The sequence below is a fragment of the Enterobacter wuhouensis genome (genome assembly GCF_004331265.1).
In the GTDB taxonomy this organism is placed as follows: domain Bacteria; phylum Pseudomonadota; class Gammaproteobacteria; order Enterobacterales; family Enterobacteriaceae; genus Enterobacter; species Enterobacter wuhouensis.
This window is the reverse complement of record NZ_SJOO01000004.1, coordinates 107,311-123,780: the sequence shown is the minus strand read 5'-3', so window position 1 is coordinate 123,780 and position 16,470 is coordinate 107,311. Positions and strand designations below refer to the sequence as shown.

Here is a 16,470-nt window from a genome sequence, read left to right as displayed (position 1 = left end):
TTTTATTTCTATCCTTCATTAGTTTGTCCCTGCGCCTCCTGTTGCCTGTCATGCGAAGAAAATCTGTGCGTTAGCTGCATTCTTGACCGTTTTTCCCTGCTGCACTACGTCATTCCTGCTGATGTACATTGGCTTTAGTGGTAATATCTGGGCGCTAAAAAGAATATCTGAACTCAGCCTGCACAGGCTGGCTTATGTGGTGGAGCAAGTGAGCGGAATACTGACGCGCTGGCGACAATTTGGCAGACGTTACTTCTGGCCGCATCTCTTATTGGGGATGGTCGCGGCGAGCCTCGGCTTGCCTGCGCTCAGCAATAATGCTGAAGCCGCAACACCGACGAAGACCTCCACGTCCAAACACGATCTCACCACGCGGGTTAACTTTACTAACCTCGCACTGCTTGAAGCCAACCGCCGTCCTAACTTCTCGGTTGATTACTGGCACCAGCACGCTATCCGCACGGTTATTCGCCATCTGTCCTTTGCCATGGCGCCGCAGGCCATGCCTGCAGCCGAAGAGACGCTGCCGGTTCAGGCGCAGCACCTTGCCCTGCTGGATACGCTCAACGCGCTGCTTACCCAGGATAGCCAGCCGCCTGTCACGGTCCGCCAGACAGCGCCAGCAGCGTTTGTCTCCCCCGCATCCTTCACGATTTCGACATGGATTAGCCAGGTCCACGGCATCCGTGCCGGGCCACAACGCCTCAGCTAAATTAACGCTTTTTCAATACCTTAATTTATCTGCCCACTTGGGGCGTTTGAGAATTTATTATGCTAATCAAATTATTAACCAAAGTTTTTGGTAGTCGTAACGATCGTACCCTGCGCCGCATGCGTAAAGCCGTCACCGTCATCAACGGTATGGAACCCGCGATGGAGAAGCTGTCTGATGACGAGCTGAAGGCCAAAACTGCGGAGTTCCGTGCGCGTCTGGAAAAAGGCGAAACCTTAGAAAGCCTGATCCCGGAAGCCTTTGCCGTTGTGCGTGAAGCGAGCAAGCGCGTCTTCGGCATGCGCCACTTCGACGTGCAGCTGCTGGGCGGCATGGTGCTCAACGAGCGCTGCATCGCGGAAATGCGTACCGGTGAAGGTAAAACCCTGACCGCAACGCTGCCGGCGTACCTGAACGCCCTGACCGGTAAAGGCGTTCACGTCGTTACCGTCAACGACTATCTGGCGCAGCGTGACGCCGAAAACAACCGTCCACTGTTCGAATTCCTCGGCATGACCGTGGGTATTAACATGTCCGGCCTGCCGGCGCCCGCCAAGCGAGAAGCCTATAACGCGGACATCACCTACGGTACCAACAACGAATACGGCTTCGACTACCTGCGCGACAACATGGCGTTCAGCCCAGAAGAACGCGTTCAGCGTAAGCTGCACTATGCGCTGGTGGATGAGGTGGACTCCATCCTGATCGATGAAGCGCGTACCCCGCTGATTATCTCCGGCCCGGCTGAAGACAGCTCCGAGATGTATCGTAAAGTCGACAAAATCATTCCTCACCTGCTGCGCCAGGAGAAAGAAGACTCCGACACCTTCCAGGGCGAAGGCCACTTCTCCGTTGATGAAAAAGCGCGCCAGGTAAACCTGACCGAACGCGGCCTGGTTCAGATTGAAGAACTGCTGGTGGCTCAGGGCATCATGGAAGAGGGTGAGTCACTTTACTCCCCGAGCAACATTATGCTGATGCACCACGTAACGGCAGCGCTGCGCGCTCACGCGCTGTTCACCCGCGACGTTGACTACATCGTGAAGGACGGTGAAGTTATCATCGTTGATGAACACACCGGCCGTACCATGCAGGGGCGTCGCTGGTCAGACGGCCTGCACCAGGCGGTTGAGGCCAAAGAAGGCGTTGATATTCAAAACGAAAACCAGACGCTGGCATCCATCACCTTCCAGAACTACTTCCGCCTGTACGAGAAGCTGGCAGGGATGACGGGTACTGCCGATACCGAAGCGTTTGAATTCAGCTCTATTTACAAACTGGATACCGTAGTTGTTCCAACCAACCGCCCGATGATCCGTAAGGATATGCCGGATCTGGTCTACATGACCGAAGCGGAAAAAATTCAGGCGATCATTGAGGACATTCGCGATCGCACCGCGGCAGGCCAGCCGGTGCTGGTGGGTACTATCTCCATTGAGAAATCCGAAGTGGTTTCTCACGAGCTGACCAAAGCGGGCATCAAGCACAACGTTCTGAACGCCAAGTTCCACGCCAAAGAAGCAGATATCGTTGCGCAGGCGGGCTATCCGGGCGCGGTGACCATCGCTACCAACATGGCGGGTCGTGGTACCGATATTATGCTGGGCGGCAGCTGGCAGGCGGAAGTCGCCGAGCTGGAAAACCCAACCCCAGAGCAGATCGCGCAGATCAAAGCTGACTGGCAGGTCCGCCACGACGCCGTTCTGGCATCCGGTGGTCTGCACATCATTGGTACCGAGCGCCACGAATCACGTCGTATCGATAACCAGCTGCGCGGCCGTGCGGGTCGTCAGGGTGATGCCGGTTCTTCCCGCTTCTACCTGTCTATGGAAGATGCGCTGATGCGTATTTTCGCCTCTGACCGTGTTTCCGGCATGATGCGTAAGCTGGGTATGAAGCCAGGCGAAGCTATTGAGCACCCGTGGGTCACCAAGGCGATTGCTAACGCACAGCGTAAAGTGGAAAGCCGCAACTTCGATATTCGTAAACAGCTGCTGGAATATGATGACGTAGCTAACGATCAGCGTCGCGCGATCTACACCCAGCGTAACGAACTGCTGGACGTGTCTGACGTAAGCGAAACCATCAACAGCATCCGCGAGGACGTGTTCAAAGCCACTATCGATGCGCATATTCCTCCGCAGTCACTGGAAGAAATGTGGGATATCGAAGGCCTGCAGGAACGTCTGAAAAACGACTTCGACCTCGATCTGCCAATCAAAGAGTGGCTGGACAAAGAGCCCGAGCTGCACGAAGAAACCCTGCGTGAGCGTATCTTCGAAAACGCGCTGGAAGTCTACAAGCGTAAGGAAGAGGTCGTTGGCGCAGAGATGATGCGTCACTTCGAAAAAGGCGTGATGCTGCAGACGCTCGATTCCCTGTGGAAAGAGCACCTGGCAGCGATGGACTACCTGCGTCAGGGTATCCACCTGCGCGGCTATGCGCAGAAAGATCCGAAGCAGGAGTACAAGCGTGAATCCTTCTCCATGTTTGCTGCTATGCTGGAATCGCTGAAGTATGAAGTGATCAGCACCCTGAGCAAAGTTCAGGTACGTATGCCGGAAGAAGTGGAAGCGATGGAGCAGCAGCGTCGTGAAGAAGCTGAGCGTCTGGCGCAGATGCAACAGCTGAGCCACCAGACCGACGAAAGCGAAGCTGCAGAGGCGATTGCCGCGCAGACTGGCGATCGTAAAGTAGGGCGTAACGATCCCTGCCCATGCGGCTCCGGTAAAAAATACAAGGCGTGCCACGGCCGTCTGAGCTAAAACGTTAACAAATCGAAAAGGCGCAGAAATCTGCGCCTTTTTTATGGACGTGACAATATGAAAACACTGCAAATCGCCGTCGGGATTATTCGCAATCCGCAGAACCAAATCTTCATTACGCAACGCGCCGCCGACGCCCATATGGCGAACAAGTGGGAGTTCCCTGGCGGGAAAATCGAAGCAGATGAAACGCCGGAACAGGCGCTGGTTCGTGAACTTCAGGAAGAGGTGGGTATCATCCCGCTTGGCGCAACGCTGTTCGATAAGCTGGAATACCAGTTTCCGGATCGTCACATTACGCTGTGGTTCTGGCTAGTGGAAAGCTGGGAAGGTGAACCCTGGGGAAAAGAGGGGCAGCCGGGCGGCTGGGTTTCACTTCATGCGAGTGATGCCGAAAAATTCCCTCCGGCAAATGCGCCCGTCATTTCCCGGCTGACGGGCAAACCGTAGGCCTGCCAGGCGAAGCGCCAGCAGGTTTTAAACACTAACGCTGCTCTTCGCTCCAGTCATCGCTGTCCGAGAGATCGCCTTCGCTCGGAATGCGCTTCTCTTCCGCCGCCCATTCGCCCAGGTCAATGAGCTGGCAGCGTTTACAGCAGAATGGGCGAAACGGACTTACTTCGCCCCAGACGACGGTTTTGCCGCAGGTTGGGCAGTTTACGGTGGTTACGTCAGACATCGGCACTCCTTAACAGCAGGCCAGTTCAAAATCGAGGCGTTCCGGCACGGTGCCATTTTCGCTGTCCAGCGGCATAAAGCGAATCGCAAAGCGGCTCTTATGCCCGGAGATTTGCGGGTAAAGCTGTTCACCAAGGGACAGGTTAAGACGCAGCAGATCGGCATCGTCACCGTTGTCCTGATAGAAACCATTCAGGCTGGTTTGTTTGCGGAACGGGGCTGAGTTACGGATCAGATCGAGGATCAGCGTAAGCGTCTGGTTCATCGGCTCCAGGCTTGCCATCCAGCTGTTCACCTGCGCGTCACGCTGAGCCTGTGGCATATGCAGCCACATGTGAAGGGTTGGCAGATCGAAGCTGCAGCAGCCGCCAGGAATACTGAGACGCTGGCGCACCAGGCCGATCAGACGGTCTTCGCGCAAAAATTGCCCGACTCGCGGAGCTGCCATCAGAACCGTGCTGCTGTTTTTCAGCTGCTGACGCAGCGAATCGATGCGGCTTTGGTCAACGCCCGGCACCTCTGTCCAGGCCTGCAGCTTACGCTGCTGGCGTTCCAGTTCTTTCAGCAATTCAGTGCGAACATCACCACGTTCAATCACATCCAGCAGGTCGCCAACGTTGCGGAAAAAATGCAGTGCAGCGGCGTGGTCGTTGACGGGCAGCTGCTGCGAAAGCTGTTGAATAAGAAACTCGATGCGCAGCCAGGTACGCATTTTTTCGTTAAGCGGGTGCTCAAAAAGGATATGGGTCGACATTATGGTTTTTCCTGTGCAACGGCCTGCGCGGCGAGCGTCAGATACTGCTCGTGCAGACGGGCAACATCCGATGCAATCGCATCTGGTGCGCCGTTATTATCAATAACATCATCCGCAACGGCAAGGCGCTGAGCGCGCGTGGCCTGTGCGGCTAGGATCTGTTCTGCATGTTCACGTGAGACATGGTCGCGCGCCACGGTCCGCTGGATCTGCGTTTCGGGGGCAACATCAATGACCAAAACCCTATCGGCTTTATTCTGCAGCTGATTTTCTACCAGCAGCGGAACCACCCAGAGCACATAAGGCGAGCGCGCGGCGGCAATCTGACGCTGAGTTTCCTGATGGATAATGGGGTGGAGCAGGGCATTAAGCCAGACCTTTTCTGCAGAATCAGAAAAAATACATTGGCGAAGCTGACGGCGATTGAGCGTGCCGTCCGCGTTGAGGATTAGCTGACCAAAATGCGTCTCGATGGCCTGCAGTGCGGGTGAATCTGGCTCTACCACCTGACGGGCAATGATATCGGCATCAATAATCGTGATGCCCAGACGAGAAAACGCGTCCGCAACGGTGCTTTTACCACTACCGATGCCGCCGGTTAATGCGACGATATACCCCATTAAATCAAATCCTGGGAATTATTCATTAGTAAAATCAGTTGCTTAAAATTTAAACATGCGTCCACAAATGTTTAGCTCTCATTACCTGCTTTTTACCAGGTAAATTTATAGGATTGTAGCGTAAAAAAAGAGAATTTCGCAGTCTTGCGGAGCAGGTTTTAGTGCGTATGATAGCGTCACTGGAGTTGTGCTTTTAATAAATTTGCCTCTAACCCCAGGAATCCGCACATGCGTATCGAAGAAGATCTGAAGTTAGGTTTCAAAGACGTTCTTATCCGCCCTAAACGCTCTACACTGAAAAGTCGCTCAGACGTTGAACTCGAACGTCAATTCACCTTTAAACATTCCGGTCAGACCTGGTCTGGCGTGCCGATCATCGCCGCTAACATGGATACCGTCGGGACCTTCGAGATGGCAACCGCGCTGGCGAAATTTGATGTGCTTACCGCTGTGCACAAACACTACACGCCGGAAGAGTGGAACGCGTTTATCGCCTCTGCATCTGCAGACGTGGTGAAGCACGTGATGGTGTCAACCGGTACATCCGATGCGGATTTCGAGAAAACCAAACAGATCCTGAACGCGAACCCGGCGCTGAGCTTTGTCTGCATTGACGTGGCGAATGGTTATTCTGAGCACTTTGTGCAGTTCGTCAGCAAGGCGCGCAAAGCCTGGCCGACCAAAACCATCATTGCGGGCAACGTGGTGACCGGGGAAATGTGTGAAGAGCTGATTCTGTCCGGTGCAGATATCGTGAAGGTAGGGATCGGCCCGGGCTCCGTATGCACCACGCGCGTGAAAACAGGCGTTGGTTATCCGCAGCTGTCCGCCGTGATTGAGTGTGCCGATGCGGCGCATGGTCTGGGCGGTCAGATCATCAGCGATGGTGGTTGCACCATGCCGGGCGATGTTGCGAAAGCCTTTGGCGGCGGCGCAGACTTCGTTATGCTCGGCGGTATGCTGGCCGGTCACGAAGAGAGCGGCGGCACCGTGGTTGAGGAGAACGGCGAGAAATTTATGCTGTTCTACGGCATGAGCTCTGAATCCGCGATGACGCGTCACGTGGGTGGCGTGGCAAAATACCGCGCGGCCGAAGGTAAAACCGTGAAGCTGCCGCTGCGCGGCCCGGTCGAAAATACGGCGCGTGACGTTCTCGGCGGCTTGCGCTCCGCCTGCACCTACGTTGGCGCATCTCGCCTGAAAGAGCTGACGAAACGCACAACGTTTATCCGCGTTCAGGAGCAGGAAAACCGCGTATTCAATAGCCTGTAATGGCTCTTGCTGGCGCACGCCCGTGCGCCAGCACTATTCAGCACTATCCCGCACTCATCGCATCCCCCAGATGAAAAATTGGCAGATACATGGCGACAACCAGAGTGCCAACGATCGCGCCCGTCACAATCAACAGTAAGGGCTCCAGAAGCGCCGCCAGGCTATCGGCCTGCTGAAAGGTTTGCTCTGTGTGGTGACGAGCAAGATTCTCCAGCATGATATCCAGCGCCCCCGAGATTTCTCCTGTTCTAATCAGCTGGATACAAAGCGGCGTAAAGACTGCCGCCTTCTGGAAGGATGACCAGACGGGTAAGCCCTTTTCAATATCCTCTCTGATCTTTTGGAGTATCCCTTGCCAGTATGGGCTGTCGACGGTCTCTTCTGCGCTCTCCAGCCCCTGTAAAAAGGCAATACCTGCATGCTGCGTTAGTGATAACACGGTGAAGATACGCCCCAGCATTTGCCCCCTTGCCAGCGCTCCTGTAACCGGCACGTGCAGCAGGAAACGCTGCCAGCGGGGGTGCTGCCGCTGACGGTATATCACGGCAATCGGAACAAGCAGCGCAGCGAAAAGCGCTAAGCCGTACGACTGAAGGAATGACGCCAACCCCATGACCATCTGCGTTAACAGGGGGAGCGGTGTGTTAAAGGTTTTGTAGATAGCCGCGAATTCCGGCAGCACCAGCGTGACCATTGCCAGCACCACGAGGATGGCCAGCGTCAGGATGATCGCCGGATAGCGCAGCGCTTTTTTCACCTTCGCACCAAGCAGCAGCTGGGACTTTTGTTGTTCTGCCAGCTGGCGGCAGCACGCCTCAAGATTCCCCGTCAGCTCGCCGGTTTTAACCATTGAAACATAGAGCGGGCTGAACACATTCGGCCACTTCTTCAGCGCCTCCGAGAAGGCACACCCTTCGCTAAGGTCGTCGGAAAAGCGTTGCAGCAATGCCTGCCACTGCTTCATCGGATGCTGCTCCGCCAGCATCTGCAGGCTGTGAGATAACGTCAGGCCAGCCTGCAGCAGCGTGGCGAGCTGGCGAAACATTTCGTAGCAGTGCTCGGGCCGCCAGCGCCGCTGCGGTGAACAGCGGTTGAGCATAATAGGGTGAAGGCCTTTGAGCATTAGCCCGGCAAAGGCCGCTTCCCGATCGGTAGCCCAGAGCGTTCCGGACAGCGAATCTCCTTCGGCGGACAGCGCGCGCCAGCGCCAGAGTTGATTAGCAGCCATCGGGCATGCCCAGTACGCGCAGCAACTCTTCAAGCGTGGTGAGCCCTTGCTCAACGGCCATGCAGCCATGTTCAAACAGTGAGGTCATTCCAGCCTGGCGGGCGCTGTCTTCTATCACTTCGATACTTGCCCCACTGGCGATGGCCTGCCGGAGGGGGTTGTCGATGGTGAGCACTTCAAAAATGGCCACGCGACCATAAAACCCGTGATAGCAGCGGTCGCAGCCTGCAGGTTGCCAGCGTGGAAGCCGGCGGGACCAGACCGAATGCGGCAACTCCGTTCGCTCCTGGGTTTCCTGTCGGCAGTGTGGGCACAGGCGGCGCACCAGCCTTTGGGCGATGACCATTGAAAGCGCAGAGGAGATCATCCAGCGTGCCACGCCCATTTGCTGCAGGCGAATCAATGTTTCAGCCGTCGAATTGGTATGCAGGGTCGACAACACCAGATGCCCGGTCTGCGCAGCGTTAATAGCAATCTCTGCCGTTTCGCCGTCGCGGATTTCGCCCACCATAATGATATCGGGATCCTGACGAAGCAGCGCCCGCAGCACGCTCTGGAAGGTTAATCCCGATCGGGGATTGATCTGCGTCTGGTTCAGTCCGGCAAGCGGGATCTCAATCGGATCTTCCACGCTGCAGATATTAACGTCAGGCGTATTGCGGGCCTGCAGCGCGCTGTAGAGCGTGACGGTTTTACCGCTGCCCGTCGGCCCTGTTACCAGAATCAACCCCTGCGGCTGATGGAGTACCTCGGTAAAACGGCTCAGCTGCTCGGGGCTCATCCCCAGCTTTGCGGGTTCCAGCGCCTGTTGAACCTGATGGAGCAGGCGCAGAACAATCTTCTCCCCGCCGCTGCACGGGAGTGTCGCGATACGAAAGGAGACGGATTCGTTTGCCAGCTCCACCGTAAACTGTCCGTCCTGCGGTAGGCGGCGTTCGGCAATATCCAGATTCCCTAGTACTTTTAAGCGGGCGCTGAGCGTTGCTGCCAGCGCGGCGGTAAGCGGGGGCTGAGGGCAAAGCACGCCGTCAACACGCAAGCGGATATGACAGGCGTGTTCCATTGGTTCAATGTGGATGTCCGATGCGCGCTGGTTTATCGCCTGCTGCAGCGTGTGATTGAGGATATCCACCGCTGAATGTGCCGCCGTTACAACCGGCAAATGCGTTTGCATTGCCATCTGCCGATGTTTTTCCATGCGTTCGGCACTCCAGCACTCAATATCAATACGCTTTTGAGTGGCGAAGCGCAGGGCTTCCATCAGTTCCGATGAGGGCTTGCCCGCCACGGCGATGCTAATCATGTCGGTATCGCTGGTGAGCAGCAGGGAGTGATGGCGCTGGCACAGGGCGACAAGTTGTTCTGAATTCATCGTGCCTCCCGTCAGATATCGTTAAAGCGGAAGACGTCTTCGCAGGCCTGCTTGAGCGCGCTGTCGTTGCTGATATTGCAGCTGCGCGTCCAGCCCGTCATGCCGTTGCCGTCGTTCCACTGTGGCGTCATGACCACCTCAAGCCCGTTGAGGCTCTCCTGGCCGGTCAGGGTTACAACGCCTTGTGTCACGCTCATTCCTGAGACATATCGCGTGGTTGTTGGAGAAGGAATACCGTTACTGCCGCCGTCACAGCTCGCTACGCCGCCGTGATCCAGGGCGCAAAGTTCAATAGCCGTGCGATAGGGAATGAAGGTTTGCAGCATATCGGTCAATGCCGCTTTTCGCAGGTAGTTCTGGTAGGCGGGTACGCCAATGGCGCTCAGGATGGCAATAATGCCGATGACGACCATCAGCTCAATGAGTGTGAATCCTTGTTGTCTGTTCATAACTGCTCCTCGGTTTACGTGGCGCTACTCTGGCAGCGAGAGGCGGCAGGTACGAGGGGCAAAAATAGAATCGTGAAGCGGTTTTCAGGGATTTATTGCGGGGTTGCAGTGCAGGACATCAAATCTGCGAGCGGGGCTGAAATTCCCCTCTCCGGGCGGAGAGGGGAGATAGCGTTATTTGAAGCGCATCGAGAGGTCGAGGGCGCGCACGTGCTTGGTCAGGGCGCCGACGGAGATGTAATCAACGCCGGTTTGTGCAAATTCACGAATGGTTTCAAACGTCACATTGCCGGATACCTCCAGCTGAGCCTGCCCATTGGTCAGCCTTACCGCCTCGCGCATCTGCTCCGTTTCGAAGTTATCCAGCATGATGATGTCGGCACCGGCCTTGATGGCCTGCTCCAGCTCTTCCAGACTTTCGACTTCCACTTCAACCGGGACGTCAGGGTGCAGCCAGAAGGCTTTCTCCACCGCCTGGCGCACGGAGCCAGAAGCAATAATGTGGTTCTCTTTGATCAGGAAGGCGTCGGATAATCCCAGACGATGGTTTGCGCCGCCGCCGCACAGTACCGCGTATTTCAGGGCGGTACGCAGGCCCGGAAGCGTTTTACGGGTGTCCAGCAGCTGCGTGCGGGTGCCGGCCAGCAGGTCGACGTAGCGGCGCACTTCACTTGCCACGCCAGACAGCGTCTGCACGAAGTTCAGCGCGGTACGCTCGCCGGTGAGCAGCACGCGGGCGGGGCCGTCCAGCTCGAACAGCGGCTGATTTGCTGTGATAGCGTCGCCGTCGTCGACGCGCCAGGTTATCTGCACCTCGTCGCCCGCCAGCTGGGTGAAGACCTCTTCTACCCAACGTTTTCCGCAGAACACGCCGTCTTCACGCGTAATAATTACCGCATGCGAGCGCGTCTCTTTCGGCAACAATTGCGCGGTAATATCGTTGTCGGCATTAACGTCACCGCCCAGGTCTTCTTTCAAAGCATGGGCAACGCTTGCCGGGATATCCATGTTAATACGTTCCAGAAGCGCGTCACGTCGGTGGTCGGGGTTGTAGCGGCGAGGCGGCATGATAAAACTCCAAATTGGTAACGAATCATAATATTGAAACATGCTACTCTGAACCGAGTAATAGCACCATACAGAAGGAGTTCCAGCATGTTGTTAGAAAACGGATGGCTGGTGGATGCGCGGCGTGTGCCCTCGCCGCACCATGACTGCCGCCCGGAGGATGAAAAGCCCACACTGCTGGTTGTTCATAATATCAGTCTCCCGCCCGGGGAGTTTGGCGGTCCGTGGATCGATGCGTTATTCACGGGAACCATAGATCCCACTGCTCATCCTTTCTTTGCTGAAATCGCGCATCTGCGCGTGTCGGCCCACTGCCTTATACGCCGTGACGGTGAAGTGGTTCAGTATGTTCCTTTCGATAAGCGCGCCTGGCATGCCGGCGTGTCGATGTATCAGGGGCGCGAGCGCTGCAACGATTTTTCCATAGGCATTGAACTTGAAGGAACGGATCTAACGCCTTACACCGATGCGCAGTATCGGGCACTGGTCGCCGTTACCCGGACGCTGATAGAGCTTTATCCCGCTGTTGCTGAGAATATTACGGGGCACAGCGATATCGCCCCCGAAAGAAAAACCGATCCTGGCCCGGCATTCGACTGGTCACGGTTTCACGCCATGCTTACCGCGTCGTCAGAATAAGGAGATAACATGACGTTGTTTACCATGCTGCTGGTTATCATCGCCGAACGCCTGTTCAAGCTCGGTGAACACTGGCAATTAGACCATCGGCTGGAGGTGTTTTTCCGCCGCATTAAGCATTTCTCTATGCTGCGCACGCTGCTGATGATGGCAGGCGTGATGGTGATAACCTTCCTGCTGCTGCGCGCGCTGTACGGACTCTTTTTCAACGTGCCGCTGCTGGTGGTGTGGATCCTGCTCGGCGTGCTGTGCATCGGCGCGGGCAAGGTGCGTTTGCACTATCACGCTTACCTGAAAGCGGCGTCCCGTGACGATGCCCACGCCCGCGGGGCCATGGCGAGCGAGCTGACGATGATCCACGGCGTGCCGCCGGACTGCGACGAGCGGGAATTCCTGCGCGAGCTGCAAAATGCGCTGCTGTGGATTAACTTCCGCTACTACCTCGCGCCGCTGTTCTGGTTTGTGGTGGGCGGCCCGTGGGGGCCGGTACTGCTGATGGGGTATGCGTTCCTGCGCGCCTGGCAGACCTGGCTCGCCCGTTACCTGACGCCGCACGAGCGCTTGCTGTCCGGCATTGATGCCATTCTGCACGTGCTTGACTGGCTGCCGGTGCGTCTGGTGGGTGTAGTGTACGCGCTGATCGGCCACGGTGAAAAAGCGCTGCCCGCGTGGTTTGCCTCTTTGGGCGATCGCCACACCTCGCAATATCAGGTGCTAACGCGTCTGGCGCAGTTCTCGCTGGCGCGCGAACCGCATACCGATAAGATTGAAACGCCGAAGGCGGCTGTTTCAATGGCGAAGAAAACGTCGTTTGTGGTGGTGGTTATCGTGGCCTTGCTGACCATTTACGGCACGCTGGTGTAGGCCAGCGCGCCGCAGCGGTTAAAGCGTATCGGCAGGCGGGATGCCAAAATCAGGCATCCCGTTTTCATCCCAGCGGACAAGCTTCAGACGCGTATGGCGATTCGGATCGTACAGCGGATCGCCCTCAATTTTGGTGTAATTACGCGCGTGATACACCAGCACATCTTCCCCTTCCGGCGTCTGCGTAAAGCTGTTGTGGCCCGGGCCGTACTGGCGATTTTCATAGCTGGTGACAAACACCGGGCGCGACGATTTATGCCAGTTTACCGGGTTTTGCGGATCGGCATTCATGTCTATCCACAGTAGCCCCATGCAGTAATTTTCGTCGGTAGCGCTGGCGGAGTAGCTGATAAACAGCTTGTCGCCATGGAACAGTACCGCCGGGCCTTCGTTCACCCAAAAACCGCGGCACTCCCAGTCATACTCCGGCTTGCTGAGCATCACCGGCGCGCCTTTCAGCGTCCACGGGTTTTCCATTTCACACAGATAGAGATTGGAGTTGCCGGAGATATTCGGGGCCTTTTGCGCCCACAGATACCAGCGCCTGCCCTGATGAATGAAGGTGGTGGCGTCCAGCGCGAAGGTGTCAAACGGCGTTTCGATCTGACCTTTCTCGACCCACTTACCGGTAAGCGGATCGCTGTCTGCACATTCCAGCGCAAACATGCGGTGCTGGAACATCCCGAGTCTGTCGAGCGCCTGCGTATGCGTGGCGGCAAAATAGATGTACCACTTGCCGTCGATGTGGTGCAGTTCCGGCGCCCAAATCAGCTGGCTCATCGGGCCGCTCTCGGGTTTACGCCAGACCACCACTTCTTCTGCATTACGTAAGCCTTCCAGCGATTCTGCGCGGCGGATCGCCAGCCTGTCGTACTGCGGCACGGAGGCGATAAAATAGTACTGCCCCTCATGGCGTAAAATGTAGGGGTCGGCACGTTGTTCGATAAACGGGTTTGGCCAGGTTTGCATTCGGCTTTCCTTATTTAGTCTCAGCGGCTTTGAGTTCCTGATAGTCATTCAGCTCGCGGTAGTTGTTGCGACGCTTTTCCAGATCGGACTGGATCTGCTTCATGGTTTCACGGTCCACCTTCAGCAGACGTACCACGCCCGCAGTAATCAAATAACCCACGCCGGGAATGACGGTGAACAGCAGCACGATGCCGTTGATGGCGTCGGCGCTTTGCGCTTTTGCTCCGGCGTCGTAACCGTACCAGGAGAGCAGGAAGCCGACCATGGCTCCGGCAATCGCCAGCCCCAGCTTGAGGAAGAAGATGTTGCCGGAGAAGCTGATCCCCGTAATGCGCTTGCCGGTTTTCCACTCGCCGTAGTCGTCCACGTCGGCCATCAGCGACCAGTGCAGCGGAGACGGGATCTGGTGCAGGATGTTCAGCAGGAAGTAGAGCACCACGATGGTGACGGTGGCTTTCGGATCGAAGAAATAGAAGGCGCAGGAGAAAATCGCCAGCACGATGTTGGTCCAGAAGAACACCTTCAGCTTGCACCAGCGGTCGGTCAGCACTTTTGCCAGCACGCTGCCGAGCATCATGCCGACGACGCCCAGGCTGATAAACAGCGTGGCGAAGTGGGTGCTCTGACCCATCACCCAGGTGACGTAATACATGGTGGCCGCCATGCGGATAAATCCGGGGCAGACGTTGCAGAGCGTTAACAGCAGAATGCGTACCCACTGGTCATTTTTCCACACGTCTTTGAGATCGTTTTTCAGCTCGTCGTGGGTCTGTACCGCCGGGCGCACGCGCTCGCGCACGGTCGCGAAGCAGAACAGGAACATGCAGGTTCCAATCAGCGCCAGCACGGTCATCGCCATCTGGTAGCCTTTGGCTTTGTTATCACCCCCGAACCAGTCGGCCATCGGCAGCAGCGTTAATGAGAGCAGCAGCGTGGCGATACCGACCAGCACGAAGCGATACGACTGGCAGGCGACGCGCTCTTTCGGGTCGTTGGTGATCACGCCGCCCAGCGAGCAGTAGGGAATGTTGATCGCCGTATAGGTCAGCGACAGCAGGAAGTAGGTGACGAAGGCATAGATAACTTTGCTGTTATAGCTCCAGTCTGGCGTGGTGAACATCAGGATGCTGAACAGCGCGTAGGGGAAGGCGATCCACAGCAGCCATGGACGAAATCGGCCATATTTACTGCGGGTACGGTCGGCAATGGCACCCATGATCGGGTCCGTTACGGCGTCAATGACGCGAACCGACAGCAGCAGCACGCCCACGAGCGCAGGTGCCAGACCAAAAATATCCGTATAAAAATAGTTAACAAACAACATGATGGCGCCGAAGATGATGTTGCATCCCGCGTCGCCCATGCCATAGCCGATCTTTTCTTTTACTGACAGTTTGTTGTTATCCATCGACAGCTCTCCGGGTTTCGGTATGGAGAGAATTATTTGCTGGCAAAGGAATATATGCGTTGCAGGATAAAGGCGGTGATATGGATGAAATGGCTGTAGGGGAGAATTTGTGAGGAAGGTAACATCACGCTGCACCCGCAAATCGGGTGCAGCGTGATGAGGATTAATGTGCTTTCACCGTTTTGGCATTTTTCTGCTTAACCATATAGCCCACGCCCAGGATCGCAATCCAGACCGGGATCAGGTAAACGGAAATCGCCATGCCTGGGGTGATAAGCATAATGACCAGTACGGCCGCCATGAACACCAGGCACACCCAGTTACCCAGCGGATAAAGCAGGGCAGGGAAGCGGGTAGTCACGCCCTGCTGCTGCTTGGCGCGGCGGAACTTGATGTGCGCCAGGCTGATCATCGCCCAGTTGATCACCAGGGCAGAGACCACCAGCGCCATCAGCAGGCCGAAGGCCGATTCCGGCGCCAGGTAGTTAATCAGCACGCAGAGCGCCGTAACCACTGCAGACACAATAATGGTGTTCACCGGCACGCCGCGTTTGTCGACGTTGAGCAGCGCTTTCGGGGCGTTGCCCTGCTGAGCCAGACCGAACAGCATGCGGCTGTTGCAGTATACGCAGCTGTTATAAACGGACAGCGCCGCGGTCAGAACAACCACGTTGAGTGCGTTTGCCACAAAGGTGTCGCCCAGCTCGTGGAAGATCAGAACAAACGGGCTGGTGTCGGCGGTCACGCGGGTCCACGGCAGCAGGGAGAGCAGCACGGCCAGCGAGCCCACGTAGAAGATCAGGATGCGGTAGATAACCTGGTTAGTCGCTTTCGGGATACTCTGCTCCGGATTATCGGCTTCCGCGGCGGTAATCCCCACCAGCTCAAGACCACCGAAGGAGAACATGATGATGGCCATCATCATTACCAGGCCGGTCATGCCGTGAGGCAGGAATCCGCCCTGTTCCCAGAGGTTGCGCACGGTGGCCTGCGGGCCGCCGTTGCCGCTGAACAGCAGCCAGCCGCCGAAGAGGATCATCGCCACAACGGCAACCACCTTAATGATGGCGAACCAAAACTCCATCTCACCAAACACTTTTACGTTGGTAAGGTTGATGGCGTTGATCAGGACGAAGAAGGCCGCGGCGGACGCCCAGGTGGGGATCTCCGGATACCAGAACTGGATGTATTTACCGACGGCCGTCAGTTCGGCCATGGCAACCAGAACGTACAGCACCCAGTAGTTCCAGCCCGATGCGAAACCGGCAAAGCTGCCCCAGTACTTATAGGCAAAGTGGCTGAATGAGCCTGCTACAGGCTCTTCTACAACCATTTCACCTAACTGGCGCATAATCAGAAACGCAATAAAACCGGCAATCGCGTAACCCAAAATAATGCCGGGACCGGCTGACTGGATAACGGATGCGCTGCCCAGAAACAGGCCGGTACCAATAGCGCCGCCCAGTGCGATGAGCTGTATGTGGCGGTTTTTAAGGCCGCGCTTTAGCTGATCGCCATGCTGTTGAGCTTCCATGTGAAACCTCGTGTGTGGTTGTTATGTTCACGCTATGCGTGTGTAATTATGAAAGTCCATATTCTGTATTTAATTCTTTACGGTTAACGAGACCGAAAAAAGCGGAGATGACTTCCGTAAGCGCAAGAATAGTGGTAA

16 protein-coding genes are annotated in these 16,470 nt (G+C 56.3%); 6 read left to right on the top strand and 10 right to left on the bottom strand.

Annotation, left to right across the window (positions count from 1 at the left end):
- The first annotated feature begins 208 nt into the window (after positions 1-208).
- From secM to mutT, 3 genes are read left to right on the top strand one after another with little or no spacing between them, the layout of a single operon-like run.
- Positions 209-712, top strand: a complete 504-nt coding sequence (gene secM / locus E0L20_RS10655; RefSeq protein ID WP_165500708.1) for a secA translation cis-regulator SecM — start codon at positions 209-211, stop codon at positions 710-712.
- Between the two features lie 59 nt (positions 713-771).
- Entirely contained in the window at positions 772-3,477 is a 2,706-nt protein-coding gene (gene secA, locus E0L20_RS10650; protein WP_131633944.1) for a preprotein translocase subunit SecA, read from the top strand.
- A 57-nt stretch (positions 3,478-3,534) separates the two neighbouring features.
- A complete protein-coding gene (gene mutT / locus E0L20_RS10645) occupies positions 3,535-3,927 on the top strand; it encodes an 8-oxo-dGTP diphosphatase MutT (protein WP_131633943.1) in 393 nt (130 codons plus the stop codon).
- 34 nt (positions 3,928-3,961) lie between these two features.
- Here the strand turns inward: mutT and yacG are convergent, their stop codons facing one another.
- Genes yacG through coaE form a run of 3 tightly spaced genes read right to left on the bottom strand, consistent with a single transcriptional unit; the run spans position 3,962 to position 5,529 of the window.
- A complete protein-coding gene (gene yacG, locus E0L20_RS10640) occupies positions 3,962-4,156 on the bottom strand; it encodes a DNA gyrase inhibitor YacG (RefSeq protein WP_010426960.1) in 195 nt (64 codons plus the stop codon).
- Between the two features lie 9 nt (positions 4,157-4,165).
- Positions 4,166-4,909 (bottom strand): cell division protein ZapD, encoded by a 744-nt coding sequence (zapD, locus tag E0L20_RS10635; protein WP_131633942.1) that lies wholly within the window; start codon positions 4,907-4,909, stop codon positions 4,166-4,168.
- A complete protein-coding gene (gene coaE, locus E0L20_RS10630; RefSeq protein ID WP_131633941.1) occupies positions 4,909-5,529 on the bottom strand; it encodes a dephospho-CoA kinase in 621 nt (206 codons plus the stop codon). Before coaE ends, zapD begins: the two co-directional genes overlap by 1 nt.
- Positions 5,530-5,757: 228 nt before the next feature.
- Between coaE and E0L20_RS10625 the strand changes: the two genes are divergently transcribed.
- A complete protein-coding gene (locus E0L20_RS10625) occupies positions 5,758-6,801 on the top strand; it encodes a GMP reductase (RefSeq protein WP_131633940.1) in 1,044 nt (347 codons plus the stop codon).
- A 43-nt stretch (positions 6,802-6,844) separates the two neighbouring features.
- Here E0L20_RS10625 and hofC read toward each other — a convergent pair whose 3' ends face one another.
- The 4 genes from hofC to nadC all read right to left on the bottom strand — a co-directional run bounded on the left by hofC (position 6,845) and on the right by nadC (position 10,918).
- Entirely contained in the window at positions 6,845-8,029 is a 1,185-nt protein-coding gene (hofC, locus tag E0L20_RS10620; protein ID WP_131633939.1) for a protein transport protein HofC, read from the bottom strand.
- Entirely contained in the window at positions 8,019-9,401 is a 1,383-nt protein-coding gene (gspE, locus tag E0L20_RS10615) for a type II secretion system protein GspE (RefSeq protein ID WP_131633938.1), read from the bottom strand. The genes hofC and gspE overlap by 11 nt, the downstream gene beginning before the upstream one ends.
- Before the next feature lie 11 nt (positions 9,402-9,412).
- Complete coding sequence (gene ppdD / locus E0L20_RS10610) at positions 9,413-9,850, bottom strand: prepilin peptidase-dependent pilin (RefSeq protein WP_131633937.1); 438 nt, start codon at positions 9,848-9,850, stop codon at positions 9,413-9,415.
- Between the two features lie 174 nt (positions 9,851-10,024).
- Positions 10,025-10,918 (bottom strand): carboxylating nicotinate-nucleotide diphosphorylase, encoded by an 894-nt coding sequence (nadC, locus tag E0L20_RS10605; RefSeq protein WP_131633936.1) that lies wholly within the window; start codon positions 10,916-10,918, stop codon positions 10,025-10,027.
- 87 nt (positions 10,919-11,005) lie between these two features.
- Between nadC and ampD the strand changes: the two genes are divergently transcribed.
- Positions 11,006-11,557 (top strand): 1,6-anhydro-N-acetylmuramyl-L-alanine amidase AmpD, encoded by a 552-nt coding sequence (gene ampD, locus E0L20_RS10600; RefSeq protein WP_131633935.1) that lies wholly within the window; start codon positions 11,006-11,008, stop codon positions 11,555-11,557.
- A gap of 9 nt (positions 11,558-11,566) precedes the next feature.
- Positions 11,567-12,421, top strand: coding sequence for a beta-lactamase regulator AmpE (gene ampE, locus E0L20_RS10595; protein ID WP_131633934.1), 855 nt, complete (start codon positions 11,567-11,569; stop codon positions 12,419-12,421).
- Positions 12,422-12,439: 18 nt separating this feature from the next.
- Here the strand turns inward: ampE and E0L20_RS10590 are convergent, their stop codons facing one another.
- The 3 genes from E0L20_RS10590 to aroP form a co-directional block, all read right to left on the bottom strand.
- Complete coding sequence (locus E0L20_RS10590; protein WP_131633933.1) at positions 12,440-13,390, bottom strand: glycoside hydrolase family 43 protein; 951 nt, start codon at positions 13,388-13,390, stop codon at positions 12,440-12,442.
- A gap of 10 nt (positions 13,391-13,400) precedes the next feature.
- Positions 13,401-14,798 carry a glycoside-pentoside-hexuronide (GPH):cation symporter gene (locus E0L20_RS10585; protein ID WP_131633932.1) on the bottom strand — a complete coding sequence of 466 codons (1,398 nt, stop codon included), beginning with the start codon at positions 14,796-14,798 and terminating at the stop codon, positions 13,401-13,403.
- A gap of 163 nt (positions 14,799-14,961) precedes the next feature.
- On the bottom strand, positions 14,962-16,332 hold the full coding sequence (gene aroP, locus E0L20_RS10580) for an aromatic amino acid transporter AroP (RefSeq protein WP_131633931.1): 1,371 nt from the start codon (positions 16,330-16,332) through the stop codon (positions 14,962-14,964).
- Between the last annotated feature and the right edge of the window lie 138 nt (positions 16,333-16,470).

Bases quoted from the DNA above. Each gene is read 5' to 3' on its own strand.
- secA (WP_131633944.1), top strand. From the start codon at position 772: ATGCTAATCAAATTATTAACCAAAGTTTTTGGTAGTCGTAACGATCGT.
- mutT (WP_131633943.1), top strand. From the start codon at position 3,535: ATGAAAACACTGCAAATCGCCGTCGGGATTATTCGCAATCCGCAGAAC.
- yacG (WP_010426960.1), bottom strand. From the start codon at position 4,156: ATGTCTGACGTAACCACCGTAAACTGCCCAACCTGCGGCAAAACCGTC.
- zapD (WP_131633942.1), bottom strand. From the start codon at position 4,909: ATGTCGACCCATATCCTTTTTGAGCACCCGCTTAACGAAAAAATGCGT.
- coaE (WP_131633941.1), bottom strand. From the start codon at position 5,529: ATGGGGTATATCGTCGCATTAACCGGCGGCATCGGTAGTGGTAAAAGC.
- E0L20_RS10625 (WP_131633940.1), top strand. From the start codon at position 5,758: ATGCGTATCGAAGAAGATCTGAAGTTAGGTTTCAAAGACGTTCTTATC.
- hofC (WP_131633939.1), bottom strand. From the start codon at position 8,029: ATGGCTGCTAATCAACTCTGGCGCTGGCGCGCGCTGTCCGCCGAAGGA.
- gspE (WP_131633938.1), bottom strand. From the start codon at position 9,401: ATGAATTCAGAACAACTTGTCGCCCTGTGCCAGCGCCATCACTCCCTG.
- ppdD (WP_131633937.1), bottom strand. From the start codon at position 9,850: ATGAACAGACAACAAGGATTCACACTCATTGAGCTGATGGTCGTCATC.
- nadC (WP_131633936.1), bottom strand. From the start codon at position 10,918: ATGCCGCCTCGCCGCTACAACCCCGACCACCGACGTGACGCGCTTCTG.
- ampD (WP_131633935.1), top strand. From the start codon at position 11,006: ATGTTGTTAGAAAACGGATGGCTGGTGGATGCGCGGCGTGTGCCCTCG.
- ampE (WP_131633934.1), top strand. From the start codon at position 11,567: ATGACGTTGTTTACCATGCTGCTGGTTATCATCGCCGAACGCCTGTTC.
- E0L20_RS10590 (WP_131633933.1), bottom strand. From the start codon at position 13,390: ATGCAAACCTGGCCAAACCCGTTTATCGAACAACGTGCCGACCCCTAC.
- E0L20_RS10585 (WP_131633932.1), bottom strand. From the start codon at position 14,798: ATGGATAACAACAAACTGTCAGTAAAAGAAAAGATCGGCTATGGCATG.
- aroP (WP_131633931.1), bottom strand. From the start codon at position 16,332: ATGGAAGCTCAACAGCATGGCGATCAGCTAAAGCGCGGCCTTAAAAAC.